At 55.6% G+C, this 24,776-nt stretch carries 26 protein-coding genes; 19 read left to right on the top strand and 7 right to left on the bottom strand.

The window, feature by feature from the left end:
• Positions 1-17: 17 nt before the first annotated feature.
• From mrdA to lipA, 8 genes are all read left to right on the top strand, one after another.
• Positions 18-1,919, top strand: a complete 1,902-nt coding sequence (gene mrdA / locus CWM57_RS20185) for a peptidoglycan DD-transpeptidase MrdA (RefSeq protein ID WP_061155351.1) — start codon at positions 18-20, stop codon at positions 1,917-1,919.
• On the top strand, positions 1,919-3,031 hold the full coding sequence (mrdB, locus tag CWM57_RS20190; protein ID WP_008805635.1) for a peptidoglycan glycosyltransferase MrdB: 1,113 nt from the start codon (positions 1,919-1,921) through the stop codon (positions 3,029-3,031). The genes mrdA and mrdB overlap by 1 nt, the downstream gene beginning before the upstream one ends.
• Positions 3,032-3,042: 11 nt before the next feature.
• Positions 3,043-4,200 carry an endolytic peptidoglycan transglycosylase RlpA gene (rlpA, locus tag CWM57_RS20195; protein ID WP_074386544.1) on the top strand — a complete coding sequence of 386 codons (1,158 nt, stop codon included), beginning with the start codon at positions 3,043-3,045 and terminating at the stop codon, positions 4,198-4,200.
• A 139-nt stretch (positions 4,201-4,339) separates the two neighbouring features.
• The gene (dacA, locus tag CWM57_RS20200; protein WP_061155353.1) at positions 4,340-5,539 is read left to right on the top strand and encodes a D-alanyl-D-alanine carboxypeptidase DacA; all 1,200 of its coding nucleotides are present in this window, start codon (positions 4,340-4,342) and stop codon (positions 5,537-5,539) included.
• Between the two features lie 112 nt (positions 5,540-5,651).
• Entirely contained in the window at positions 5,652-5,915 is a 264-nt protein-coding gene (gene ybeD / locus CWM57_RS20205; RefSeq protein ID WP_002894474.1) for a DUF493 family protein YbeD, read from the top strand.
• A 104-nt stretch (positions 5,916-6,019) separates the two neighbouring features.
• Complete coding sequence (gene lipB, locus CWM57_RS20210; protein ID WP_074386545.1) at positions 6,020-6,664, top strand: lipoyl(octanoyl) transferase LipB; 645 nt, start codon at positions 6,020-6,022, stop codon at positions 6,662-6,664.
• 129 nt (positions 6,665-6,793) lie between these two features.
• Positions 6,794-7,753, top strand: coding sequence for a YbeF family transcriptional regulator (locus CWM57_RS20215; RefSeq protein ID WP_074386546.1), 960 nt, complete (start codon positions 6,794-6,796; stop codon positions 7,751-7,753).
• A gap of 180 nt (positions 7,754-7,933) precedes the next feature.
• Positions 7,934-8,899: a lipoyl synthase gene (gene lipA / locus CWM57_RS20220; RefSeq protein ID WP_061155356.1), complete on the top strand. Its 966-nt coding sequence runs from the start codon at positions 7,934-7,936 to the stop codon at positions 8,897-8,899.
• Positions 8,900-9,090: 191 nt separating this feature from the next.
• Here the strand turns inward: lipA and tatE are convergent, their stop codons facing one another.
• Together tatE and CWM57_RS20230 are read right to left on the bottom strand one after the other, a co-directional pair.
• Positions 9,091-9,297 (bottom strand): twin-arginine translocase subunit TatE, encoded by a 207-nt coding sequence (tatE, locus tag CWM57_RS20225; RefSeq protein ID WP_008805630.1) that lies wholly within the window; start codon positions 9,295-9,297, stop codon positions 9,091-9,093.
• A gap of 243 nt (positions 9,298-9,540) precedes the next feature.
• A complete protein-coding gene (locus CWM57_RS20230; protein ID WP_100675914.1) occupies positions 9,541-10,329 on the bottom strand; it encodes a deaminated glutathione amidase in 789 nt (262 codons plus the stop codon).
• An 88-nt stretch (positions 10,330-10,417) separates the two neighbouring features.
• On the opposite strand from CWM57_RS20230, the gene crcB reads away from it, so the two are divergent.
• A complete protein-coding gene (crcB, locus tag CWM57_RS20235; protein WP_100675915.1) occupies positions 10,418-10,801 on the top strand; it encodes a fluoride efflux transporter CrcB in 384 nt (127 codons plus the stop codon).
• Between the two features lie 65 nt (positions 10,802-10,866).
• Here the strand turns inward: crcB and cspE are convergent, their stop codons facing one another.
• Positions 10,867-11,076, bottom strand: a complete 210-nt coding sequence (cspE, locus tag CWM57_RS20240; RefSeq protein ID WP_012542460.1) for a transcription antiterminator/RNA stability regulator CspE — start codon at positions 11,074-11,076, stop codon at positions 10,867-10,869.
• 194 nt (positions 11,077-11,270) lie between these two features.
• Positions 11,271-11,795: a lipid IV(A) palmitoyltransferase PagP gene (gene pagP / locus CWM57_RS20245; RefSeq protein WP_319823402.1), complete on the bottom strand. Its 525-nt coding sequence runs from the start codon at positions 11,793-11,795 to the stop codon at positions 11,271-11,273.
• A gap of 332 nt (positions 11,796-12,127) precedes the next feature.
• Between pagP and dcuC the strand changes: the two genes are divergently transcribed.
• From dcuC to uspG, 4 genes are all read left to right on the top strand, one after another.
• Positions 12,128-13,501 (top strand): anaerobic C4-dicarboxylate transporter DcuC, encoded by a 1,374-nt coding sequence (dcuC, locus tag CWM57_RS20255; protein WP_100631553.1) that lies wholly within the window; start codon positions 12,128-12,130, stop codon positions 13,499-13,501.
• A gap of 92 nt (positions 13,502-13,593) precedes the next feature.
• A complete protein-coding gene (gene rna, locus CWM57_RS20260) occupies positions 13,594-14,391 on the top strand; it encodes a ribonuclease I (protein ID WP_074386551.1) in 798 nt (265 codons plus the stop codon).
• A gap of 178 nt (positions 14,392-14,569) precedes the next feature.
• Positions 14,570-14,980 (top strand): nucleoside diphosphate kinase regulator, encoded by a 411-nt coding sequence (rnk, locus tag CWM57_RS20265; RefSeq protein ID WP_100675917.1) that lies wholly within the window; start codon positions 14,570-14,572, stop codon positions 14,978-14,980.
• Positions 14,981-15,168: 188 nt separating this feature from the next.
• A complete protein-coding gene (gene uspG, locus CWM57_RS20270) occupies positions 15,169-15,597 on the top strand; it encodes a universal stress protein UspG (protein ID WP_061155360.1) in 429 nt (142 codons plus the stop codon).
• Positions 15,598-15,674: 77 nt separating this feature from the next.
• On the opposite strand, the gene ahpF is transcribed toward uspG, so the two are convergent.
• Both ahpF and ahpC read right to left on the bottom strand, forming a co-directional pair.
• Positions 15,675-17,240, bottom strand: a complete 1,566-nt coding sequence (gene ahpF / locus CWM57_RS20275) for an alkyl hydroperoxide reductase subunit F (RefSeq protein WP_074386552.1) — start codon at positions 17,238-17,240, stop codon at positions 15,675-15,677.
• A 188-nt stretch (positions 17,241-17,428) separates the two neighbouring features.
• Positions 17,429-17,992, bottom strand: a complete 564-nt coding sequence (gene ahpC, locus CWM57_RS20280; RefSeq protein ID WP_002894394.1) for an alkyl hydroperoxide reductase subunit C — start codon at positions 17,990-17,992, stop codon at positions 17,429-17,431.
• A 410-nt stretch (positions 17,993-18,402) separates the two neighbouring features.
• Here ahpC and dsbG point away from each other — a divergent pair, with 410 nt between their 5' ends.
• From dsbG to CWM57_RS20300, 4 genes are all read left to right on the top strand, one after another.
• The gene (gene dsbG / locus CWM57_RS20285) at positions 18,403-19,152 is read left to right on the top strand and encodes a thiol:disulfide interchange protein DsbG (protein WP_100675918.1); all 750 of its coding nucleotides are present in this window, start codon (positions 18,403-18,405) and stop codon (positions 19,150-19,152) included.
• A 180-nt stretch (positions 19,153-19,332) separates the two neighbouring features.
• Entirely contained in the window at positions 19,333-20,265 is a 933-nt protein-coding gene (citR, locus tag CWM57_RS20290; RefSeq protein WP_100675919.1) for a DNA-binding transcriptional repressor CitR, read from the top strand.
• Positions 20,266-20,378: 113 nt separating this feature from the next.
• Complete coding sequence (locus CWM57_RS20295; protein WP_100631557.1) at positions 20,379-21,602, top strand: phosphoadenosine phosphosulfate reductase; 1,224 nt, start codon at positions 20,379-20,381, stop codon at positions 21,600-21,602.
• The gene (locus CWM57_RS20300) at positions 21,587-22,213 is read left to right on the top strand and encodes an IbrB-like domain-containing protein (RefSeq protein ID WP_074386619.1); all 627 of its coding nucleotides are present in this window, start codon (positions 21,587-21,589) and stop codon (positions 22,211-22,213) included. The genes CWM57_RS20295 and CWM57_RS20300 overlap by 16 nt, the downstream gene beginning before the upstream one ends.
• Here the strand turns inward: CWM57_RS20300 and CWM57_RS20305 are convergent, their stop codons facing one another.
• Positions 22,214-23,359 (bottom strand): pyridoxal phosphate-dependent aminotransferase, encoded by a 1,146-nt coding sequence (locus CWM57_RS20305; protein ID WP_162678329.1) that lies wholly within the window; start codon positions 23,357-23,359, stop codon positions 22,214-22,216.
• A 140-nt stretch (positions 23,360-23,499) separates the two neighbouring features.
• Here CWM57_RS20305 and mtnC point away from each other — a divergent pair, with 140 nt between their 5' ends.
• Together mtnC and CWM57_RS20315 are read left to right on the top strand one after the other, a co-directional pair.
• A complete protein-coding gene (gene mtnC / locus CWM57_RS20310) occupies positions 23,500-24,189 on the top strand; it encodes an acireductone synthase (RefSeq protein ID WP_008805616.1) in 690 nt (229 codons plus the stop codon).
• Positions 24,186-24,728, top strand: a complete 543-nt coding sequence (locus CWM57_RS20315) for a 1,2-dihydroxy-3-keto-5-methylthiopentene dioxygenase (protein WP_061155367.1) — start codon at positions 24,186-24,188, stop codon at positions 24,726-24,728. Before mtnC ends, CWM57_RS20315 begins: the two co-directional genes overlap by 4 nt.
• Positions 24,729-24,776: the final 48 nt, after the last annotated feature.

Below are 24,776 nucleotides of genomic sequence, written 5' to 3' on the forward strand. Positions count from 1 at the left end.
GGTAGACTAAGCAGCGAATGAAATTACAGAATTCTTTCCGCGACTATACGGCTGAATCCTCGCTGTTCGTGCGCCGGGCGCTGGTCGCTTTTTTGGGGATTTTGCTGCTTACCGGCGTTCTGGTCGCCAACCTGTACAATGTGCAAATCGTTCGCTTCAATGACTATCAGACGCGTTCGAACGAAAACCGCATCAAGCTGGTGCCGATCCCGCCGAGCCGCGGCATTATTTACGATCGCAACGGCACCCCGCTGGCGCTTAACCGCACCATTTATCAGCTGGAGATGATGCCGGAGAAAGTCGATAACGTGCAGCAGACGCTGGATGCGCTGCGTGACGTCGTCGATTTAACGGACGACGATATCGCCGGCTTCAAAAAGGAGCGAGCCCGCTCCCATCGCTTTACCTCGATTCCGGTAAAGATCAACCTCAGTGAAGTGCAGGTTGCCCGCTTTGCCGTCAACCAGTACCGCTTTCCCGGTGTGGAAGTCAAAGGCTACAAGCGTCGCTACTACCCCTATAACTCCGCGCTGACGCACGTCATTGGCTACGTCTCAAAAATTAACGATAAAGACGTCGACCGCCTCGACAAAGAGGGCAAACTGGCTAACTACGCCTCGACCCACGACATCGGTAAGCTGGGTATTGAGCGTTATTATGAGGACGTCCTGCACGGTCAGACCGGCTACGAAGAGGTTGAAGTGAACAACCGCGGCCGCGTCATTCGTCAGCTGAAAGAGGTGCCGCCGCAGGCCGGACGCGATATCTACCTCACCCTCGATCTCAAGCTGCAGCAGTATATCGAAACCCTGCTGGCCGGTAGTCGTGCCGCCGTGGTGGTCACCGATCCACGTACCGGCGCCGTTCTGGCGCTGGTGTCTACGCCGAGCTACGACCCGAACCTGTTCGTCGATGGCATCTCCAGTAAAGATTACTCCGGCCTGCTCAACGATCCGAACACGCCGCTGGTCAACCGTGCGACGCAGGGGGTCTATCCGCCGGCGTCGACGGTAAAACCGTACGTCGCCGTCTCGGCGCTGAGCGCCGGGGTGATCACTCGCAATACCAGCCTGTTCGACCCTGGCTGGTGGCAACTGCCTGGCTCCGATAAACGCTATCGTGACTGGAAAAAATGGGGCCACGGCCACCTGAACGTCACCAAAGCGCTGGAGGAGTCTGCGGATACCTATTTCTACCAGGTCGCCTATGACATGGGCATCGATCGCCTCTCAGAGTGGATGAGCAAGTTTGGCTACGGCCACTACACCGGTATCGACCTTTCTGAAGAGCGCTCGGGCAACATGCCGACCCGCGAATGGAAGCTCAAGCGCTTCAAGAAACCCTGGTACCAGGGGGACACCATTCCGGTGGGCATCGGTCAGGGGTACTGGACTGCCACTCCCATCCAGATGAACAAAGCGCTGATGATCCTGATTAACGACGGGGTGGTGAAAGTACCGCATCTGCTGCAAAGCACCGTGGAAGACGGCAAGCCCGTTCCGTGGGTCCAGCCGCATGAGCCGCCGGTGGGCGACATCCATTCCGGCTACTGGGAAATCGCCAAAGACGGCATGTTCGGCGTGGCCAACCGCGGCAACGGCACCGCGCACAAATACTTCGCCAGCGCGCCGTATAAGATCGCGGCCAAGTCCGGTACCGCCCAGGTATTCGGTCTGAAAGCTAACGAAACCTATAACGCGCACCGCATCTCTGAACGTCTGCGTGACCACAAACTGATGACGGCGTTTGCGCCTTATAACAACCCTCAGGTTGCCGTGGCGATGATCCTGGAAAACGGCGGCGCCGGCCCGGCGGTCGGCACCATTATGCGCCAAATCCTCGATCACATTATGCTGGGCGATAACAACACCACGCTGCCAAGCGAAAACCCGGCGGTCACCGCAGGGGAGGATCAATAATGACGGATAATCCGAACAAAAAATCGCTGTGGGATAAAATCCATCTTGACCCCACCATGCTGCTGATCCTGCTGGCGCTGCTGACCTATAGCGCGCTGGTTATCTGGAGCGCCAGCGGTCAGGACGTCGGCATGATGGAGCGTAAAATCGGCCAGATCGCCATGGGCGTGGTGATCATGATCGTCATGGCGCAGATCCCGCCGCGGGTCTATGAAGGCTGGGCGCCCTATCTCTATATTTTCTGTATTATTCTGCTGGTGGCCGTTGATGCTTTCGGCGCCATCTCCAAAGGGGCGCAGCGCTGGCTGGATCTCGGTATCGTTCGCTTTCAGCCGTCGGAGATAGCAAAAATCGCCGTGCCGCTGATGGTCGCGCGCTTTATTAACCGCGACGTCTGTCCGCCCTCGCTGAAGAACACCGCGATTGCGCTGGTGCTGATCTTCCTGCCGACCCTGCTGGTGGCAGCGCAGCCCGACCTCGGCACCTCGATTCTGATCGCTCTCTCCGGGCTGTTTGTGCTGTTCCTTTCCGGCCTGAGCTGGCGTCTTATCGGGATCGCCGTGGTGCTGGTCGCCGCCTTTATTCCGATCCTGTGGTTCTTCCTGATGCATGACTATCAGCGCCAGCGCGTGATGATGCTCCTCGATCCGGAAACCGACCCGCTGGGCGCCGGCTATCACATTATTCAGTCTAAAATTGCCATTGGCTCCGGCGGTCTGCGCGGCAAAGGCTGGCTGCACGGCACGCAGTCGCAGCTGGAGTTCCTGCCGGAACGCCACACCGACTTTATCTTCGCCGTACTGGCCGAAGAACTGGGGCTGATTGGCGTGCTGATCCTGCTGGCGTTGTATATCCTGCTGATCATGCGCGGACTGTGGATTGCCGCCCAGGCACAAACCACCTTTGGCCGGGTCATGGCCGGTGGTTTAATGTTGATTTTATTCGTTTATGTCTTCGTAAATATTGGTATGGTGAGTGGTATTTTACCGGTGGTGGGCGTACCGTTGCCGCTGGTGAGCTACGGGGGCTCCGCCCTGATCGTATTGATGGCCGGGTTTGGTATCGTGATGTCGATCCATACCCACAGAAAAATGTTGTCGAAAAGCGTTTAAAGGGGTTTGCAATGCGTAAGCAATGGCTGGGGATCTGCATAGCAGCGGGGCTGCTGGCGGCATGTTCGAGTGATGACGTGCAACAAAAAACGGTCAGTACTCCACAGCCGGCCGTCTGTAATGGCCCGACGGTTGAGATCAGTGGTGCCGATCCGCAGTATGAAACGCCGAACGCCACGGCGAATCAGGATTATGAGCGCGACGGCAAAAGTTACAAAGTCGTTCAGGATCCGGCAAACTTTACTCAGACCGGTTTTGCGGCGATCTATGACGCTGAGCCCAACAGTAACCTGACTGCCAGCGGCGAAGCCTTCGATCCGACGCAACTGACCGCAGCGCACCCCACACTGCCAATCCCGAGCTATGCGCGGATCACCAACCTAGCTAACGGGCGCATGATCGTCGTACGGATTAACGATCGCGGCCCGTATGGTAACGATCGCGTCATCTCGCTCTCCCGTGCGTCCGCTGACCGTCTGAACACCTCGAACAACACCAAGGTGCGTATCGACCCCATCATCGTTGCGCCTGACGGTTCGCTTTCCGGTCCGGGAATGGCCTGCACCACCGTCGCCAAACAAACGTACGCCCTGCCCGCTCGACCGAATCTGGACGGCGGTGACGCCACAGGCATGAGCCAGCCTGCGCCTGCTGACGTTCGCCCGATCAGCAACAACACCCTGAAGCCGGAAGACAGCGTCGGCGCACCGGTGAACAGCGGCGGTTTCCTCGGCGCCCCGACGCCGCTGAACAGCGGCGTGCTGGAGAGTAGCGAGCCGGCAGCCACGACCGCTGCCACTGCGGCCCCTGCTGCTGCCGTCGCGACGCAAACGGCTCCCGTCACCGCGCCAGGCTCCATCCAGGGTAGCGTAGCGGCTACAGCGGCCACTGCCGCGACCGCCGGCGCCGTTGCCGCCTCCTCTACCGCCACCTCCAGCGCCAGCGGTAATTTTGTCGTCCAGGTTGGCGCGGTAAGCGACCAGGCGCGGGCGAAGCAGTATCAACAGCGCCTGAGCCAGCAGTTCTCCGTACCAGGCCGGGTCATGCAGAATGGCGCGGTATGGCGTATTCAACTGGGCCCGTTTGCTGACAAGGCGCAGGCCAGCGCGGTTCAGCAGCGCCTGCAAAGCGAAGCGCAGCTGCAGTCCTTTATTACTCACGCCAACTAAACGCCGCGGGCGGCCCGCTCAAGATGCGCATGTAAAAGTCATTAACAAACTCATGCGCAATGTCGGATGCTGGCCCGCAGAGCATTTGCTATAGTAAGGCACTTTTTTTAACTCCATCACGGATGCCGTTGTTCTGACCATGAAGACCTCTTTCACCGCTCGTTTACTCATCACGGCGCTCTCCGTTGCAGCGCTCTCCTCCGCTGCCCGCGCCGATGACCTGAATATCAAAACGATGATCCCAGGCGCCCCGCAGATTGACGCCGAATCCTGGGTGCTTATTGATTACAACTCCGGCAAAGTGCTGGCAGAAAATAACGCCGACTCCCGTCGCGACCCGGCCAGTCTGACTAAAATGATGACCAGCTATGTTATCGGTCAGGCGATGAAAGCGGGTAAATTCAAAGAGTCCGATCTGGTCACTGTCGGCAACGATGCCTGGGCCACCGGCAACCCGGTTTTCAAAGGCTCTTCCCTGATGTTCCTCAAGCCAGGAATGCAGGTTCCGGTTTCGCAGCTGATCCGTGGTATCAACCTGCAGTCGGGTAACGATGCCTGCGTGGCCATGGCCGACTTTGTTGCCGGTAGCCAGGACGCCTTCGTCAGCCTGATGAACAACTATGTTAACGCCCTGGGCCTGAAAAACACCCATTTCCAGACCGTTCACGGTCTTGATGCCGACGGGCAGTACAGCTCCGCGCGCGACATGGCGCTGATTGGCCAGGCGCTGATCCGCGATGTGCCGAACGAGTACTCCATCTATCGTGAGAAAGAGTTCACCTTCAATGGTATCCGCCAGCTGAACCGTAACGGCCTGCTGTGGGATAACAGCCTGAACGTCGATGGCATCAAAACCGGTCATACCGACAAGGCGGGCTATAACCTCGTCGCCTCTGCCACCGAAGGCCAGATGCGTCTTATCTCGGCGGTCATGGGCGGGCGTACTTTCAAAGGTCGTGAGTCGGAAAGTAAAAAACTGCTGACCTGGGGTTTCCGCTTCTTCGAAACCGTCAACCCGATTAAAGCCGGCAAAGAGTTTGCGTCCGAACCGGCCTGGTTCGGCGACAGCGATCGCGCCTCGCTGGGGGTGGATAAAGATGTCTACCTGACCATTCCGCGTGGCCGGATGAAAGATCTGAAAGCCAGCTATGTGCTGAATAACACTGAACTGCACGCCCCGCTGCAGAAAAATCAGGTGGTCGGCACCATCAACTTCCAGCTGGATGGCAAAACCATCGATCAGCGCCCGCTGGTGGTGCTGCAGGAAATTCCGGAAGGGAATTTCTTTGGCAAAATTATTGATTACATTAAGTTAATGTTCCACCACTGGTTTGGTTAAAAATCGAACACTTGAAAGTGTGATTTCCATCCCCATATACTATTTATCCAAGTAACCTGATAACTCCCGCCCTTGGTGGGAGTTATTATTTTGTCGTAACACCGGAGCTGACATGAAAACCAAACTTAACGAACTGCTGGAATTCCCTACACCCTTTACTTACAAAGTAATGGGGCAGGCATTGCCGGAGCTGGTTGATCAGGTGGTGGAAGTGGTACAGCGCCATGCGCCTGGTGATTACTCGCCGTCAGTAAAACCGAGCAGCAAAGGTAACTACCACTCGGTCTCCATCACCATCAACGCCACCCACATTGAGCAAGTGGAAACGCTGTACGAAGAGTTAGGCAATATCGATATCGTACGGATGGTGCTGTAACCTTTTCCCCGACCCGGCCGCCGTGCCGGGTCCTTTCATCCCCTTCCGCCCTGCTGTGATATACTCCCCGCCCTGAGTCCTCTCTTCCCGGCGGAGATGTTGTTTTGCAGCACAATAAAATTCTTATCCGGCAGCTTGGCCTGCAACCTTACGAACCCATCTCGCAGGCGATGCATGAATTCACCGACGCCCGCGATGAAGACACCCTCGACGAGATCTGGCTGGTGGAACATCACCCGGTCTTCACTCAGGGCCAGGCAGGCAAAGCGGAACACGTGCTGGTGCCCGGCGATATTCCGGTGATCCAGAGCGATCGCGGCGGCCAGGTGACCTATCACGGTCCAGGACAGCAGGTGATGTACGTCCTGTTGAACCTTAAACGCCGCAAGCTGGGTGTGCGCGAGCTGGTGACGCTGCTGGAGCAAACGGTCGTTAATACCCTGGCCGAGTATGGCATCGAATCGCATCCCCGCGCCGACGCCCCAGGCGTCTACGTCGGCGATCGCAAAATCTGCTCACTGGGACTGCGGATCCGCAAAGGGTGTTCTTTCCACGGCCTGGCGCTCAATATCGCGATGGATCTCGCGCCGTTTCTGCGCATCAATCCCTGCGGCTATGCCGGCATGGAGATGACGCAAATGCGCCAGTGGCAGCCAGAGGTGACTCCAGAGACGGTCGCCCCGCGGCTGGTCGCCAATCTGCTGGCGCTGCTGGACCATCCCCCGCACGAATATCTCCCCCAGCAGTAAACGGCAGATCAGCGCCCCGCTGGCGGCGGGGCGCTAAACGATTAACACATTATTTTTGCAATCAATTGTCACGTACGGGATGCGGTGGGCCGCTATACTTGCCCTATCATTCCCAACCGGACTCATCGTGTGCCAGAGAATACGTCTCCGTCAGAATCCCCTGAACGACAGGATGAACGTTATGACCGCCAGATGTTTCGCATCCTGCGCAATATTGACCTCAACCTGTTAACTATTTTCGAAGCCGTTTACGTCCATAAAGGCATCGTCAACGCCGCTAAGATACTGAATATCACGCCGTCGGCTATTAGCCAGTCGATTAACAAACTGCGGGCGCTTTTTCCTGACCCGCTGTTTATCCGCAAGGGGCAAGGCGTGATGCCCACCGCGTATGCCACCCATCTTCATCAGTACATCAGCCGGGGTATGGAGGCTTTCCTCAGTGCACTGGATATCGCCGGTAGCCCCCACCAGCAGCGGGTGATCACTATCGCCACCACGCCAGGAATGGGGGCGCTGCTGATGCCCATCGTGGCCAGCGCGCTGAAACCGGCCTTTCCGCAGATCCTGTTGCACAACATCGCCATCACCGACGCCGCGCGACAGCTCGACCAGCGCCAGGTGGATCTGTTAATTGACACTCATCTGCACAGCGGCCAGGCGATAAGCCATCATGTGCTGTACCAGGATCGGGTGCGGATGTACTGCCGCGCTGGACACCCCGCGCTGCACGGCCCGCAGGATGAAACTCACCTCGCTCAGTATGAGTTTGCGCTGCTGCTGCCGGAAGGCCAGCGCTACCCTACCCTTCACCGCCGACTGCAGGAAGAGATGGGCGAACGACGCTGCGGATTCAGCACCTTTAACCTGCTGACCCAGGCAGCCATGATCGCCGAGAGCGACATGCTGGGGCTAACCACCGAGCGCCTGTTCGCCATGGTATCCCGGCTCTGGCCGCTGCAACCCCTTGATTTCAATCCCCTGCAGGACGAAAAAATTAATGTCGCACTGCACTACAATAAACAAAGTGGGAAGGAGCCGTTGCTGAAAGAGATTATCGAGACGGTAATCCAGGCATTTAAGGCGTAGCGCACGGAAAGGAAAAGGATAAAACAACAACTATTTTACAATTTGCGAGGCAGGCAGGCTGCTTTCTGCCCCTTTTCAATGGTATACTGCCTGCTCTTGATTCAAAAATAGTTGATAATTGCAACATTTCATTGAATTAATTCGCTTTCCTTCGTGACTCGCAACTGGAACACGCACGCTATGAGTAAACCCATTGTGATGGAACGCGGTGTTAAGTACCGCGACGCCGATAAAATGGCCCTTATCCCGGTGAAAAACGTGGCAACTGAGCGTGAAGCTCTGCTCAGAAAACCGGAATGGATGAAAATCAAACTTCCGGCAGATTCGTCCCGTATCCAGGGTATCAAAGCAGCGATGCGTAAGAACGGCCTGCACTCCGTGTGTGAAGAGGCCTCCTGCCCGAACCTTGCAGAATGCTTCAACCACGGTACCGCGACCTTTATGATCCTCGGCGCGATCTGTACCCGTCGCTGCCCGTTCTGCGATGTTGCGCATGGACGTCCGGTCACCCCAGATGCGAACGAGCCACAGAAGCTGGCGCAAACCATCGCCGATATGGGTCTGCGCTATGTCGTGGTCACCTCAGTGGACCGTGACGACCTGCGCGATGGCGGAGCGCAACATTTTGCCGACTGCATTAGCGCCATTCGCGAGAAAAACCCGTCAATTAAGATCGAAACGCTGGTGCCGGATTTCCGCGGCCGTATGGATCGCGCGCTCGAAATCCTGACGGTGACCCCGCCGGACGTCTTTAACCACAACCTCGAAAACGTACCACGTCTTTATCGTCAGGTGCGTCCGGGCGCGGATTACAACTGGTCGCTGAAGCTGCTGGAGCGTTTTAAAGAAGCGCACCCGGAGCTCCCGACGAAATCCGGCCTGATGGTCGGTCTGGGTGAGACCAACGCCGAGATCATTGAAGTAATGCGCGACCTACGTCGCCATGGCGTCACCATGCTGACGTTAGGTCAGTATCTGCAGCCGAGCCGTCACCACCTGCCAGTACAGCGCTACGTCAGCCCGGAAGAGTTCGAAGAAATGAAAGCGGAAGCAATGGCGATGGGCTTCACCCACGCTGCCTGCGGCCCCTTCGTTCGCTCTTCCTACCATGCCGACCTGCAGGCTAAAGGGATGGAAGTTAAGTAACTACCGCTTCTGCCGCTGCGCGATTTTTCGCCGCAGCGGCCCCTCTCCGCTTCCTCTGCTTCGCGTTTTCGTAACAGTTCGTTGCATCTTTTCTGCGCGGCATCGCCAAAAACGACAAAGGCCGCAACGATATTCGTCGCGGCCTCTTCGCCGTTCCGCCAGCATCCCTCCGGAGGGACGCATCGAATCAATTACTCTTTATGAGAGATCTTCTGCGCCGGCGCTTCTTCTTCCACGGTGGCTTTCTTCGCGCTATCGTCATCCTCGTTCATGGCCTTTTTAAAGCCCTTGATAGCCGAACCCAGGTCGCCGCCCAGCGTACGTAATTTCTTGGTACCAAACACTAAGATAATCAGTGCTGCGACTACCAGCAGTTTGGTAATACTAATCTCACCCATAGCTAACCTTCTTCTCTATACAAGCTGCGAATACGCCATCATACACGCATTTATCCGTCATATTGTAATCCACCTGTGCGTGGGCTGCGTGATTCGGCCCAGAGCCTTCTCCTCAAGGAGTTAGTGCAGAGGTGTCCATCCTGACGTGCACAGCGAATTATTCGGATAAACAATACGGGTATTTGACGCGCGGACACAATAGCAATCTGTAACAAGGTGAATCAAGCCTTGTTTAAAAAAACATCACAATAATTGCGGTGGCGCAAATCGTCGGTTCTGCAGCACCGGCAAACGCTCGCGAACCCGGGCAAGGTATTCCGCGGAGACATCGGCAAAGATCACCTGCGGCTCACTCCCTGCCCCCGCCAGCGTCGTTCCCAGCGGATCAATAATGCGGCTCTGGCCGATATTCCGCGTCCCGCACTCGCCTGCCGCCACGATATAGCAGGTGGTATCAAGGGCGCGCGCCGCCAGCAGCGTCGCCCAGTGGTGCTCTTTCTGCGGCCCCCTCACCCATGCGGTGGGCAGTACCAGCAGCTCCGCCCCGTTCAGCGCCAGCGATAGCGCCAGTTCCGGAAAGCGCAGATCGTAGCAGGTCATCAGGCCAACGCGTAATCCCGCCACCTCAATCACCGGCGGGATCTGCTGGCCAGGATCCACCCGCCGCGACTCCTGCATTGCGAAGGCATCATATAAATGGAGCTTGTGATAATGAGCTATCACTTCGCCACCCCGCAATACCACCAGCGTATTGGTCGCTCTGCCCTCTCCTGACGGCACGTGCAGTGTCAGGAACGTGGTCAAACGGTTACGCCCGCTCTCAGCCAGCAGCAGTTGCAAAAATTCCCCATCCAGCGACTGAGCCGATTTCACTGACATGTCCGGGTCGTTGTCATCCCGCGCCAGCAACGCCTCCGGCAGCACCAGCAGCGCCGCCCCTTCACGCGCAGCCTGTTGCATCATCGCCACACAGGTCTGCGCATTCGTCCGCCATACTGGCGTGACGGCAAATTGTCCTGCCGCTACCCGCATGTTTTTCTCCGTCAGGTTATGAATAGCCAACCGCGCCCGTCGCGCGCTACACTTGAGGCTCTCTTATATCAAATAGCAGGAAACAACCGTGTTTCAACTTCTTTGCGCCGTTTTTATCGGCGGTGGCACCGGCAGCGTATTGCGCTGGTGGCTCGGCATGAAGCTCAATCCTATGCATCATGCTATCCCGATTGGGACGCTGACGGCCAACCTGGTAGGTGCCTTTGTGATTGGCGCCGGGCTGGCGTGGTTTAATCGTCTAACCGATATTGACCCGATGTGGAAGTTGCTGATTACCACCGGATTCTGCGGTGGGCTGACGACCTTCTCCACTTTCTCTGCGGAAGTGGTCTTTCTCCTGCAACAGGGACGGGTGAGCTGGGCACTCCTCAACGTGCTGGTAAATTTGCTGGGGTCGTTTGCTATGACAGCGGCCGCCTTCTGGCTTTTCTCGCAGGCTGCCAGCCGTTAAGACCCTGAAAACAGGCAAAAAAAAACCCGCTTAAAGCGGGTTTTTATATTCTACTGACGTGTTGGTTAGATAGCCATTACGTTTGCAGCAGAAGGGCCTTTGGCACCGTTAGTGATTTCGAACTCTACGCGCTGACCTTCAGCCAGAGTTTTGAAACCGTTGGACTGGATTGCAGAGAAGTGTACGAATACATCTTTGCTGCCATCTTCCGGAGTAATGAAACCGAATCCTTTGGACTCATTAAACCACTTAACGTTACCTTTAATCTTAGACATCAAAATTACCTTTATATGAAAAATCGACACTAATGCTGTGTCGGGTATCAGTACACCAATTGTGGTACCTTTTGTCCAGTGCAACTTTGCTAAAAAGTGATAAAAGTCGCTATCTTTTTTAGTGGGTAACGCTTTAGTCCTTGTTTTTCCACAAGACGCACCGCTTATCTCATTTATTGCTAAGACTTAGCGAATTAAAACTGTATACGAGCCCAGGCGAAGTAAACGTTACCGTTATTGTAAGTGCCTGGAATATAGGTCATCTGAAAGGTTGCTGGACCGTAACCTATTGATGCTAATGGCAAGATCACCGGGATAGGAATGTAGTTCCAGTTATCGCGCGCCGTTACCCCGAGGGTATAGCCGAGGCCAAGGTGGAAGTTCTGGTCGGTCAGCGGGCGCCAGGTTTTCTCCCAGCCGTAGCCGCCGATAGGCTCCCATTTATTGAAAGAATCTTTAAACGCCATCAGGTACAGACCGTGCCAGTTTCCTTTCTCATCCCAGCGCGAGACGCCAAAACCCGCCCCCCAGGGGCGTTCGTTATACTTATCGATCTTTTCCTGATCGTAGGCAAACCGCGCGTGCCAGGTGATGGCTGGAACGTACAAGTCATAGTGCTCCGGCTCATTCCAGGTCTGCGCCACGTTATTACTTAAGGTATGGTAACCTTCGCTGAGGGTCGATGAAAACGACGCGCTGGCGTTTACGGATACCAACAACCATCCAAAAAAACCAAGAGAAAACAGTGAAAAACGACGTAACATCAACACTTTTCCATTACCACTTTCATTTAAAAGCCGCCTAAAATAGCAAAGATAGCCTCAATACAGGTTGAACGAAATAAGGCAAACTCCTGATTTTCGCCCGGTGACCATCAGAACCTTTTAACTATCCATCTGGTGATTATATCCAGGCGAGACGGGTGACGCGTAGTTCTTATCGCTTTATTGATTTGCATCAGCGAGTTTTGTCCGTTTTTTCGGCACATTCGCACATTAAAATTTGGTGTGACGCTTTTTATCTACATATTCTTTGGGCTTAGGGGTAATAAATGCTGACGTTTGTTGAGATCCTGATCGGGATTGTGGTCATTGTGGGCGTCGCCCGCTATATCATTAAGGGCTACTCGGCCACCGGGGTGCTGTTCGTCGGGGGCTTAATCTTATTGATCGTCAGCGCCCTGCTGGGGCATAAAGTCTTGCCGGGAAACACCGACAGCACCGGCTATTCCGCTACCGATATTATTGAATACATTAAGATTCTACTCATGAGCCGCGGTGGCGATCTGGGTATGATGATTATGATGCTGTGCGGCTTCGCCACCTATATGACCCATATTGGCGCCAATGACATGGTGGTTAAATTAGCGTCAAAGCCGCTGCGCTATATTAATTCGCCCTATCTGCTGATGATTGCCGCCTACTTTGTCGCCTGCCTGATGTCGCTGGCGGTCTCCTCGGCGACCGGCCTTGGCGTGCTGCTGATGGCGACGCTGTTCCCGGTGATGGTGAACGTCGGTATCAGCCGCGGCGCGGCTGCCGCCATCTGCGCTTCACCAGCGGCCATTATCCTCTCGCCCACCTCTGGCGATGTCGTGCTGGCGGCGAAAGCCGCTGAAATGCCGCTGATCGACTTTGCCTTCAAGACCACGCTGCCTATTTCCATCGCGGCCATTATCTGCATGGCGATTGCCCACTTCTTCTGGCAGCGTTATCTGGATAAAAAAGAGAACATTTCCCACGAAATGCTGGATGTCAACGACATCACCACCACCGCCCCGGCGCTGTACGCCATTCTGCCGTTTACCCCGATCATCGGCGTACTGATCTTTGATGGTAAATGGGGACCGGAACTGCACATTATCACTATCCTCGTTGGCTGCATGCTGCTGGCGGCGATCCTTGAGTTCCTGCGCGGGTTTAACACCAAAAATGTCTTCAGCGGGCTGGAAGTTGCCTACCGCGGCATGGCCGACGCCTTCGCCGGCGTGGTAATGCTGCTGGTCGCTGCCGGCGTCTTTGCCCAGGGGTTAAGCACTATCGGCTTTATCAACGGGCTGATCTCCATCGCCACGTCGTTCGGCTCGGCCAGTATTATTCTGATGCTGGTACTGGTGATCCTGACCATGCTGGCGGCGATGACTACCGGCTCCGGTAATGCTCCGTTCTATGCCTTTGTTGAGATGATCCCCAAGCTGGCGCACTCTTCCGGCATCAATCCGGCTTATCTGTCGATTCCGATGCTGCAGGCCTCTAACCTCGGCCGCACGATATCGCCGGTCTCCGGGGTAGTGGTTGCCGTCGCCGGGATGGCGAAAATTTCGCCGTTCGAAGTGGTTAAACGCACCTCCGTGCCGGTGATGGTTGGCCTGCTGGTGGTGATTATCGCTACCGAGATCCTCGTACCCGGCAGCGCAATCCACTAATGGTCTAACCACGCGAAAAGGCGCCAGCAGGCGCCTTTTTTATGCTTTAATAACTCCCCGTTATCTTTTGTCATCCACAATCAGGAATAAACATGTTCAGGAAGGATTTCGCCGCGATAGCCCTTGTGCTCACCGCCACTCAGGCCGGCGCTGAACCGCTCACCGCGACGCGATACGCTGATTTTGACCGCTACGTCCTTGCCCTCTCCTGGCAAACCGGATTCTGTCAGAGCATGCTTGACCGCAACCGTAGCGAACCGGAAGAGTGCCGCCTGCAACAGGACACGGCGAACAAAGCCGATTTTCTGACCGTGCACGGCCTGTGGCCCGGACTGCCAAAATCGATTGCCGCACGCGGGGTGGATGAACGACGCTGGATGCGCTACGGCTGCGCCACGCGCCCGGTGCCCGACATGCCGGAAGTGAAAGCGAACCGCAAATGCCAGGCGGCGGAAACCGGCCTGTCGCTGGAGATGGCCAATAAGCTCAATAACGTGATGCCGGGTTCGGGCGGCACCTCCTGCCTGGAGCGCTACGAATACGCCAAACATGGCGTCTGCTTCGGCTTTGATCCCGATAGCTATTTTGGCACCATGGTGCGCCTGAATGGGGAAATTAAGCATAGCCCGGTAGGCGATTTCCTCGCGAAGCATTATGGTCAAACCGTCAGCCGCGCCGACTTCGATGCCGCGGTGGCCCGCGCCTGGGGTCCACAAAGCGTGAAGGCGTTTAAATTAACCTGTAACGGTAATCCGGCCTATCTGACTGAGATGCAAATCTCCCTCAACGCCGCCACTATTAACGCCCCGCTGACCACTTCCGCCTTTCTGCCACAGCCTCACCCGGGCAACTGTGGAACCCAGTTTATCCTGGATAAGGTTGGTGAGTAGCGCAAAGCGACGTGCTGAGCAGAAAACGCCGCCCTCCGGGTGGCGTTGCACGCTGAATGTGCGTTTCATCACTTCAAACCGCCGGCAACTCTCAGTATGATGGTAAAACCTTAACCCTTGCCCTTTTCGGCGAGGGTTTTCTTTTACGGACAGGTTCCTGGATAACATGGAGTATGCAATGACCAGACCCGCTATCATCATTAACGAACTGGATGCCGAACGTATCGACAGGCTGCTGGAGCAGCCGGCTTTCGCTAACTTACCGGTTGCCGATGCCCTGAATGACGAGCTCGACCGCGCGCAAATGCTGGCGCCGGAAGCGATGCCGCATGACGTCGTCACCATGAACAGTAAGGTAAAATTCCGCGATTTAACCAGCGGCGAAGAGCGCGTGCGGACGCTGGTGTTTCCGTCACAGGTGACTGACAGCGCCAGCCAGCTCTCCGTCCTCGCGCCGGTGGGCGCCGCGCTGCTGGGTCTGAAAGTCGGCAGCACCATTCACTGGGAGCTGCCGGGCGGTGCATCGACACACCTGAAAGTGCTGGAGCTATTGTACCAGCCGGAAGCCGCTGGCGAATTCCACCGCTAATCCCTGCTGCCTGAGGCGTTTCGCGCTTTATTCAGAGGATGTCCATACATCCTCTTTCTGCTGTTTCTTCCCCCGCTAACCTTTTTTTACGCTTTGCACCTGCCTGACTGACAGTTTTGCGACCTGAATGACACTATATCCGCATATAATATGTTGATATAGACGCAAACGAACAAGGAGGAATGCATATGTATAAGACTATCATTATGCCCGTTGATGTCTTTGAGATGGCGCTGAGCGATAAGGCCGTCCGGCATGCGGAGTTTCTGGCCCAGCAGGACGGGGTGATCCATCTGCTCCACGTATTACCCGGTTCTGCGAGCTTCACCATGAGCCGCTTTACCGCCGATCTGCGGCGGTTTGAAGAACACCTGCAGCATGAGGCGGAAACCCGTCTTCAGACGATGGTCAGCCATTTCAGCATTGACCCATCGCGTATCAAGCTGCATGTCCGTTTCGGCAGCGTGCGCGATATGGTCAACGAGCTGGCCAACGAAATTAACGCCGACGTCGTGGTGATTGGCTCACGCAACCCGTCCATCAGTACCCACCTGCTCGGATCCAATGCCTCGAGCGTGATCCGCCATGCCCATATCCCGGTGATGGTCGTCAGATAAGCGTGACGAAATAAAAGATAAAAAAAGAGGCTACCCCAGGGTAGCCTCTTTGTTATGCAGGTTTATTGTCTGACTTGTTATGCGGTTTTCGTGCGGATCAGGTAGTCGAAGGCGCTCAGCGACGCTTTTGCCCCTTCCCCTGCCGCGATAATAATCTGCTTGTACGGCACGGTGGTGCAGTCGCCAGCGGCGAATACGCCTTTGACGTTGGTTTCGCACTTCGCGTCGATGATGATCTCACCCATACGGTTACGCTCAACGGCGCCTTCCAGCCAGGTGGTGTTAGGCAGCAGGCCAATCTGCACGAAGATCCCCGCCAGCGCGACATGATGCTCATCACCGCTTACCCGATCACGATACTGCAGGCCGGTGACTTTGCTGCCATCGCCTTTCACTTCCGTGGTCTGCGCATTGAGAATGATGTCGACATTCTTCAGGCTGCGGACTTTATCCTGCAACACCTGGTCGGCTTTCATCTCTGGAGCAAACTCCAGCAGGGTCACGTGCTCTACGACGCCCGCCAGGTCGATAGCGGCCTCTACCCCGGAGTTCCCGCCGCCAATTACCGCTACGCGTTTGCCCTTAAACAGCGGACCGTCGCAGTGCGGGCAGTAGGTCACGCCTTTGGTGCGATACTGATCTTCGCCCGGTACGTTCATATTGCGCCATTTCGCCCCGGTGGCGATGATGACGCTACGCGCCTTCAGCACCGCGCCAGAGGCGGTTTCAATCTGATGCAGGCCACCCTCTGTCGCCGCTGGGGTCAGTTTGGTCGCGCTCTGGGAGTCGATCACATCGACGTCATAGTCGCTGACGTGCGCTTTCAGCGCGCCGGCCAGTTTCTGGCCTTCGGTTTTCGGCACCGAAATATAGTTTTCGATATCCACGGTATCCAGCACCTGGCCGCCGAAGCGTTCGCCCATCAGGCCGGTACGAATACCTTTACGCGCAGAGTAGACCGCCGCTGCCGCGCCGGACGGGCCGGAGCCGACGATCAGCACATCGTAAGCGTCACGTTGGTTCAGCTCTTCCGCTGCGCGTTTTTCCGCACCGGTATCCACTTTGGCAACAATTTCCGTCAGCGTCATCCGACCCTGACCAAACTCCTGACCATTCAGATACACCGCGGGAACGCCCATGACGTTACGATCGGTAATTTCATTCTGGAAGGTCCCGCCGTCAATCGCCGTGTGCTTGATGCGCGGGTTGAGCACCGACATCAGGTTCAGGGCCTGCACCACATCCGGGCAGTTATGACAGGAGAGCGAATAGTAAGTTTCGAACTCGAAATCGCCATCGATATCACGGATCTGCTCCAGCAGCGACTGGGCCTCTTTCGACGGATGACCGCCGGTCCACAACAGCGCCAGCACCAGCGAGGTAAATTCGTGGCCCAACGGAGAGCCCGCAAAGCGTGGACCCTGGTCGGAACCTGGGTTCGTAATCAGGAATGATGGCTTACGTACCGCGAGCGTGTTGTCTTCTTTAAAGGTGACTTTGTCTGACAGTTCAGCGATTTCAGCCAACAGTTCCTTGATCTCTGCCGATTTAGCGCTGTCATCCAGCGTGGCAATCAGCTCAACAGGCTTGGTCAGCTTCTCAAGGTAGGCCTTGAGCTGGGTTTTCATGTTGGTGTCGAGCATTGTTATCTCCTGGGCTTAAAACATCATCATGCAAGCGGCCTTGTCCAGGCGGCCTGAATGCGCTTGCATCATGGTGTTGGAATAAAATGGGCGCGAAAGCGCCCATTGATTGCCGGGTGGCACGCCGTTTACCCGGCCTACGATCTTGTAGGCCCGTGCAAGCGTAGCGCCGCCGGGCACAAACAGACTTAAATCTTACCGACCAGGTCCAGAGACGGAGCCAGTGTCGCTTCGCCTTCTTTCCATTTAGCCGGGCAGACTTCGCCTGGGTGAGAAGCAACGTACTGCGCCGCTTTGATTTTACGCAGCAGGTCAGACGCATCACGGCCGATACCTTCAGCGGTAACTTCGATCGCCTGGATGATACCCTGCGGGTCAACCACGAAGGTGGCACGGTCAGCCAGACCTTCATCTTCACGCATGTTGTCGAAGTTACGGGTCAGGGCGCCAGTCGGGTCACCGATCATCGCGTATTTGATTTTCGCGATGGTTTCAGAGCTGCTGTGCCACGCTTTGTGGGTGAAGTGGGTATCGGTAGACACAGAGTAAACGTCTACGCCCAGCTTCTGCAGTTCTTCGTAATGGTCAGCCACGTCGCCCAGTTCGGTCGGGCAGACGAAAGTGAAGTCAGCCGGATAGAAGAAGAAGACGCTCCAGCGGCCTTCGGTGTCTTTCTCGGTGACTTCGATGAATTCACCATTTTTGAATGCCTGGTTTTTGAACGGTTTGATTTTAGTGTTAATTAAGGACATCTATACTTCCTCCGTGTTTTCGTTGAGGTCTAAGTTAACGAATTTTTCCTGACCCGACCAATGCGTTTACATTATCGAATCAATAAGCGTTATCTAACAACCGGAACAAGACAACTCTGTGAACCTGTCGACGCGTTCAGCGCTGTTCGCTGTTTTTCGCATCATTTGCCGCGACAAAAGTAAAAAGGCCACCCTTTCAGGCGGCCCCGTTACCTGAAATACCCGAAGGTAGGTTCAGCGCCAGTCAGACTGGCTATGTGTTGCGCTCTACATTACCTTAATGTAACAGCATCCAGGATTACATCACCCATGCCAGGAAAGGGCAATCCATCGTTCAGCTGTTCTTACCTATGACTGTAATAGGTTCGGCAATGCTTTTCCCTTACCTGCTGATTTTACAAGGAATACTCATGTTAAAGCGACTGCTGTTACTCAGCGTTTTCCCGTTATGCAGCCATGCGGAGGACCTACCCTCCCCGGTAAAAGCGATTGAAAAACAGGGCATTACTATCATCAAACCTTTTGACGCACCGGGGGGAATGAAAGGCTGGCTGGGAAAATATCAGGATATGGGCGTCGCCATCTACCTAACACCAGACGGTAAACACGCGATCTCCGGCTATATGTATGATGAGAACGGCACCAACCTCAGCGAGCAGCTGTTTCAGAAAGAACTCTACACTCCGGCAGGACAGGAGATGTGGCAGAAGATGGCTCAGGCCAACTGGCTGCAGGATGGCCACAAGGACGCCCCCATCGTGCTGTATGTCTTTGCCGATCCCTTCTGCCCCTACTGTAAACAGTTCTGGCAGCAATCCCGTCCCTGGGTGGAAGCCGGTAAAGTACAGATTCGCACCCTGCTGGTGGGCGTGATCAAGCCAGAAAGCCCGGCCACCGCCGCCGCCATTCTTGCCACCAAGGATCCGGCGAAGACCTGGCATGATTACGAGCAATCAAACGGGAAAATGGCCCTGACGCTCCCGCAGGCTATCCCACCGGAGAAGATGAAAGTGCTCAACGTTAATCAGCAGCTGATGGACGAGCTGGGGGCCAACGTCACGCCAGCCATTTACTATATGAATAAGGATAATATGTTACAGCAGGTGGTCGGTCTGCCAGATAAAGAAAAGCTGCATATCATGATGGGCGAACAAGAATAATCTCATTGCATAATGGCGCCAGATAACAAGGACCGCTGGCGCCCCTGTCGACAATAAGATATATTAAGCAGAACTTAACGTTATAGCCCGGTAATTAAATTCACACCGCAAATATTAAGCCAACCAACATTCTCACTAAGAATATTTCTACCCGCGCTGATAATACACAGGACTGCATTAATGGCAAATCTTTACGATCTGAAAAAGTTCGATTTGAATTTATTGGTTATTTTTGAATGTATCTATCAACATTTGAGCATCAGCAAAGCAGCCGCCATGTTATTTATCACCCCGTCAGCGGTGAGTCAGTCGTTGCAGCGTTTGCGCCAGCAGTTAGACGATCCGTTATTTGTTCGCGTCGGGAAAGGGATGACACCCACCACCGCCTGCATCAATCTTCATTATCATTTGCAACAAAATCTTGAACAGCTGGAAAAAACCATCAATCTCAATAATCGCTCCGAACTGCGTAAACGTATTGTGATATATGGCCCCCCGCTGTTCTGTTCAGTCAATAGCCATTTTATGATTAATGAGCTCTGTCATCAGGCCAATTTGCAGATTGAGCACCATAACCTGACCACCACGGAATCGGCTGAGGAGCTGCTGGCGTATCGCCAGGCGGACCTGGTGTTCACCCGAATGCCCGTTACCAACCGTGCCACTTTGTGTGAGCCCTATCAGACGGTGCAGACCCTGGCGGTTTGCCGGGCGGACCATCCGCGGCGAGAGCAACTCACGTCGATTGATGCGCTGGCGCAGGAATTTTTCACCCACTATATCACCAACGATCCTGTCATTCAGCGCGTCCAGCAAAGCAGCACGCCATGGTTAAATCCGCGTAATATTGCCTTTCGCAGCGACTCTTTTATGACCATTCTTAACATGATCAATAAAACCGACTTAATTGGCTTCGTTCCTTCTTATTTATATGACTTTATTTCGCCGGCCATGCAACTTCACGTCATCAATATAGACGAGCTATTTCCGGACATCACGATATATATTAACTATCACCAATCATCAACACAAAATCATTTCTTATCTGAATTAATAAAAATATTAATGAATGACCGAGATGTATCACGCCCACAACTTAATAACAGCGAGTAACTTTCCTGCCTATTTTTCGCACCCTGTCAGAATGCAAATCGACCATTAATTTCGCAACCCTCATCGTTTATACTGAGCGAGCGGGAATTTCTACTGTTAAAGGATTAATGGTCATGTCGTTTATTAAATATCCCTTACCGGAATCGGTGCTGCAGGCAACTGAGCAGCGCATCCAGTGGGTGCTGGATAATTTTTCACGTATTTGCGTCTCTTTCTCGGGTGGAAAAGACTCCACCGTCATGCTGCATTTAACCGCCCAGGCGGCACGGTTACAGGGGAAAAAAATCAGTGTGTTGTTTATTGACTGGGAAGCGCAGTTCTCCTGCACCATCGCCCACTGTGAAAAACTACGCCTCCAGTATCAGGATGTGATCGACGCCTTTTACTGGGTTGCCCTGCCGCTAACGACCCAAAATGCCCTGACGCAGTATAAACCGCAATGGCAATGCTGGGAGCCCGGGACCGACTGGGTCCGTCAGCCGCCGCCCTGGGCAATTACCCACCCGGGCTATTTTTCGTTTTACCAACCGGGGATGAGCTTTGAGTCCTTTGTCAGCCACTTTGCCGAGTGGTTTTCACAGCGGCGCCCCGCTGCCGTGCTGGTCGGCATTCGCGCCGACGAGTCACTGAATCGCTTTATGACCATCTCTTCGCAGCGCAAACAGCGTTTCGCCGACGATAAACCGTGGACCACCTCGGCGCCGGGCGGCCATGCCTGGTACATCTACCCACTCTATGACTGGAAAACCGCCGACATTTGGACCTGGTTTGCCAAAAGCGGTCAGTCCTATAACCCACTGTACGATCTGATGTATCAGGCTGGGGTACCGCTGCGCTATATGCGCATCTGCGAACCGTTCGGTCCGGAGCAGCGCCAGGGACTGTGGCTCTACCATGTGCTGGAGCCTGAACGCTGGGCTGCGATGTGTCAGCGGGTGAGCGGCGCGCACAGCGGTGGGGTCTATGCCGGGCATGATAATCAATTCTACGGTCATCGAAAAATCGAAAAACCCGACCACCTGACGTGGAAAAGCTACGCCCTGTTCTTGCTCGACAGCATGCCGGAAACCACTGCCGAGCACTACCGTAACAAAATTGCCGTTTATCTGCGCTGGTATCTGAAAAAAGGCATGGAGGATATTCCCGACACCCAGCCCGCAGACATTGGCACCAAAGATATCCCGTCCTGGCGGCGAGTCTGCAAGGTGCTGCTCAATAACGACTACTGGTGCCGCCAGCTCTCGTTTAGCCCGACCAAAAGCAGCCACTATCAGCGCTACCGTAAACGCATGGAAAAACATCGCCAACAATGGGGGATATTATGCAACAACAACTGACGCAGGCGCTGGACGCTTATCTGCAAACGCTGGATGACGAGGCGCGCATCGAGGCAATCAACGCGTTTCGCCGAGTGCTCCACCAGCGCAGCCCCTTCCGCTCCCAGCCCGTTGACTGCGTGCTGTGGGTAAAACAGGAGCAGGTCATCCCCAACGATTACAACCCGAATAACGTGGCGCCACCGGAAAAACGCCTGCTGCAAACGTCGCTGGAAGCCGACGGCTTTACCCAGCCGGTCGTCGTCATCCAGCAAAGCCCGCAGGCGTATACGATTGTCGACGGTTTTCACCGTCATGAGCTGGCCTGCAACAAAGCCGCGCTGAAAAAAACGCTGAAAGGTTACCTGCCGGTGACCTGCCTGACGAGTGAAGCCGCCTCGCGTGACGGGCTGATGGCAGCGACCATACGCCACAACCGGGCGCGCGGACGCCACCAAATCCACGCCATGTCGGAAATCGTCCGCGAACTGACCCAGCTCGGCTGGACGCCGCAGAAGATCGGCAAAGAGCTGGGAATGGATGCCGATGAGGTGCTGCGCCTGAAACAAATTAGCGGCCTGACGGAGATGTTCGCTGGCCGCCAGTTCTCTCAGGCGTGGACGATTAAGTAACTACAGCTGGCACAAACGCGCCGCCGCGGCCAGCAGGGTCGCCGGCTGTTTGGCGAAGCACAAGCGGATCAGCTTGTGCGGGAACGGATCGGCGCAGAAGACGGAGAGCGGGATCGCCGCCACCCCGACTTCGGTCGTCAGCCAACGGCAGAAGCTGACGTCGTCAAGATCGGAAATAGCGCTGTAGTCCGCCAGCAGGAAATAGGTCCCTTCACAGGGCAGAAGTTCCAGCCGGCTCGGGCGCAGCGCGTCAATAAACAGATCGCGACGTTCCCGATAGAACGCCGGCAGCTCACGATAGTGCTCCGGCGCTTCGCGCAGCATGTCGGCGATCGCCAGCTGCGCCGGGGTATTCACCGAGAAGGTCAGATACTGGTGCACCTTGCGCAGCTCGGCGCTGATGGCTGCAGGGGCCACGCAGTAGCCGACCTTCCAGCCGGTCATATGAAACGTTTTGCCAAACGAGGAGACCGCCACCGCCCGCTCGCGCAGTTGAGGATGCGCCAGTACGCTGGCGTGGCCGTCAGCGGCGAAATTGATATGCTCATAAACCTCATCGCTGAGGACATAGATCTCGCGTTCGGCGATTGCCTGCCACAGAGCAGCAAAATCCTCGCGCTGCCAGACGGTAGCTGATGGATTGTGCGGGGTATTGAGGATCACCAGCCGGGTTTTATCGCTCAGCGCCGCAGCAAACTGCTGCCAGTCGACGCGAAAATGCGGCGGCTGCAGCGCAATACGGCGTAACTCGCCGCCGGCCAGCGCCACCGCGGGAGCATAGCTGTCATAGCTGGGATCGAAACAGATCACTTCGTCGCCGCGGCGCACCAGAGCGGTGATCGCCGCGTACAGGGCCTCCGTCGCCCCGGCGGTGACCGTGATATCGCTATTGACGTCGGGCAGGTAACCATACAGCTCCGCCGTCTTCCCGGCGATCGCCTCGCGCAGCGCCGGCACGCCGGTCATCGGGGCGTACTGATTCGCCCCCTGCGCCACATGGTACGCCAGACGCTCCTGAAGATAGCGCGGGCCGTCGAAATCGGGAAAGCCCTGTGACAAGTTGATGGCCTGATGTTGCTGGGCCAGGGCGCTCATCTGGGTAAAAATCGTGGTGCCGAGCGCCGGGAGTTTACTCTCTGGAATCAAAGGGTTATTACTCATTCTTTTTATACCGATTGTAATGCTGTTGTTGAAGCCACTATAACACGATGTTAATATTTGGCAATCAAGACGCTTAGACGTCTAAATGCTAATGTTATTCCGCGCTACGCCACTCTGGAGAAACCATGATCCGCGCCATCGTGACCGACATAGAAGGCACCACCAGCGATATCCGCTTCGTGCATAACGTGCTGTTCCCCTACGCCCGCGAACGACTGGCCGGCTTTGTGACCGCTCAGCAGTACGCTGAGCCCGTCAAAACCATTCTCGACAACCTGCGCCGCGAGACAGACGCTCCGGCCGCCAGCACCGCCGACCTTATCACTACCCTCTTCGCCTTTATGGACGAAGACCGTAAATCCACGGCGCTAAAGGCGCTGCAGGGGATCATCTGGCGTGACGGCTACCTCAATGGCGACTTTACCGGCCATCTCTACCCGGACGTACTGCCGGCCCTGGAGAAATGGAAAGCGCAGGGCATTGATCTGTATGTATATTCTTCAGGCTCCGTCGCCGCGCAGAAATTGTTATTTGGCTACAGCGATGAAGGTGATATTACTCATCTGTTCACGGGCTATTTCGATACCCTGGTAGGCGCCAAACGCGAAGTGCAATCCTACCGTAACATTGCTGAACACCTGGGCCATGCCCCCGGCACCATCCTGTTCCTGTCGGATATCCATCAGGAACTCGACGCCGCCGAGGCCGCGGGTTTGCGCACGATCCAGCTGGTACGCGGCGACCGCGACCCGGCGAGCCACCATCCCCAGGTTCAGCGTTTTGACGACATTCATCCGGAGCAGATCCCAGCATGAGCGCATTAACTCTTTTTTCCGTGACCGATCCGCAAACACCGCTCTGGCACAGCACCGACGCCAAAGCGATTCAGGATCAACTTAACGCCAAAGGCGTCCGCTTCGAGCGCTGGCAGGCCGACCGCGATCTGGGCGCAGCCCCCAGCGCAGAAACGGTGATTGCCGCCTATCAGCACGCGATTGACAAACTGGTCGCCGAAAAGGGCTACCAGAGCTGGGACGTCATCAGCCTGCGCGCCGATAACCCGCAAAAAGCGGCGCTGCGGGAGAAATTCCTTAACGAGCACACCCATGGCGAAGACGAGGTGCGTTTCTTTGTCGAGGGCGCAGGTTTGTTTTGCCTGCATATTGGCGACGAGGTGTTCCAGGTACTGTGCGAAAAGAATGATCTGATTTCGGTTCCTGCCCACACTCCGCACTGGTTTGATATGGGATCAGAACCGAACTTCACCGCCATTCGCATTTTTGATAACCCGGAAGGCTGGATCGCCCAGTTTACCGGCGACGATATCGCCAGCGCCTACCCACGGCTGGCGTAACGTCCCACTGCCATCAGTAAATTGCCTGGCGCGCACTTTCCCGGAGGC

The organism is Klebsiella sp. G-Nf4 (assembly GCF_002810615.1).
Taxonomy (GTDB): Bacteria; Pseudomonadota; Gammaproteobacteria; order Enterobacterales; family Enterobacteriaceae; genus Klebsiella; species Klebsiella variicola.

What these genes read in the sequence shown, in the direction of transcription:
- mrdA (WP_061155351.1), top strand. Translation starts at nt 18, where the DNA reads ATGAAATTACAGAATTCTTTCCGCGACTATACGGCTGAATCCTCGCTG.
- mrdB (WP_008805635.1), top strand. Translation starts at nt 1,919, where the DNA reads ATGACGGATAATCCGAACAAAAAATCGCTGTGGGATAAAATCCATCTT.
- rlpA (WP_074386544.1), top strand. Translation starts at nt 3,043, where the DNA reads ATGCGTAAGCAATGGCTGGGGATCTGCATAGCAGCGGGGCTGCTGGCG.
- dacA (WP_061155353.1), top strand. Translation starts at nt 4,340, where the DNA reads ATGAAGACCTCTTTCACCGCTCGTTTACTCATCACGGCGCTCTCCGTT.
- ybeD (WP_002894474.1), top strand. Translation starts at nt 5,652, where the DNA reads ATGAAAACCAAACTTAACGAACTGCTGGAATTCCCTACACCCTTTACT.
- lipA (WP_061155356.1), top strand. Translation starts at nt 7,934, where the DNA reads ATGAGTAAACCCATTGTGATGGAACGCGGTGTTAAGTACCGCGACGCC.
- tatE (WP_008805630.1), bottom strand. Translation starts at nt 9,297, where the DNA reads ATGGGTGAGATTAGTATTACCAAACTGCTGGTAGTCGCAGCACTGATT.
- CWM57_RS20230 (WP_100675914.1), bottom strand. Translation starts at nt 10,329, where the DNA reads ATGCGGGTAGCGGCAGGACAATTTGCCGTCACGCCAGTATGGCGGACG.
- cspE (WP_012542460.1), bottom strand. Translation starts at nt 11,076, where the DNA reads ATGTCTAAGATTAAAGGTAACGTTAAGTGGTTTAATGAGTCCAAAGGA.
- dcuC (WP_100631553.1), top strand. Translation starts at nt 12,128, where the DNA reads ATGCTGACGTTTGTTGAGATCCTGATCGGGATTGTGGTCATTGTGGGC.
- rna (WP_074386551.1), top strand. Translation starts at nt 13,594, where the DNA reads ATGTTCAGGAAGGATTTCGCCGCGATAGCCCTTGTGCTCACCGCCACT.
- rnk (WP_100675917.1), top strand. Translation starts at nt 14,570, where the DNA reads ATGACCAGACCCGCTATCATCATTAACGAACTGGATGCCGAACGTATC.
- uspG (WP_061155360.1), top strand. Translation starts at nt 15,169, where the DNA reads ATGTATAAGACTATCATTATGCCCGTTGATGTCTTTGAGATGGCGCTG.
- ahpF (WP_074386552.1), bottom strand. Translation starts at nt 17,240, where the DNA reads ATGCTCGACACCAACATGAAAACCCAGCTCAAGGCCTACCTTGAGAAG.
- ahpC (WP_002894394.1), bottom strand. Translation starts at nt 17,992, where the DNA reads ATGTCCTTAATTAACACTAAAATCAAACCGTTCAAAAACCAGGCATTC.
- dsbG (WP_100675918.1), top strand. Translation starts at nt 18,403, where the DNA reads ATGTTAAAGCGACTGCTGTTACTCAGCGTTTTCCCGTTATGCAGCCAT.
- citR (WP_100675919.1), top strand. Translation starts at nt 19,333, where the DNA reads ATGGCAAATCTTTACGATCTGAAAAAGTTCGATTTGAATTTATTGGTT.
- CWM57_RS20295 (WP_100631557.1), top strand. Translation starts at nt 20,379, where the DNA reads ATGTCGTTTATTAAATATCCCTTACCGGAATCGGTGCTGCAGGCAACT.
- CWM57_RS20300 (WP_074386619.1), top strand. Translation starts at nt 21,587, where the DNA reads ATGCAACAACAACTGACGCAGGCGCTGGACGCTTATCTGCAAACGCTG.
- mtnC (WP_008805616.1), top strand. Translation starts at nt 23,500, where the DNA reads ATGATCCGCGCCATCGTGACCGACATAGAAGGCACCACCAGCGATATC.
- CWM57_RS20315 (WP_061155367.1), top strand. Translation starts at nt 24,186, where the DNA reads ATGAGCGCATTAACTCTTTTTTCCGTGACCGATCCGCAAACACCGCTC.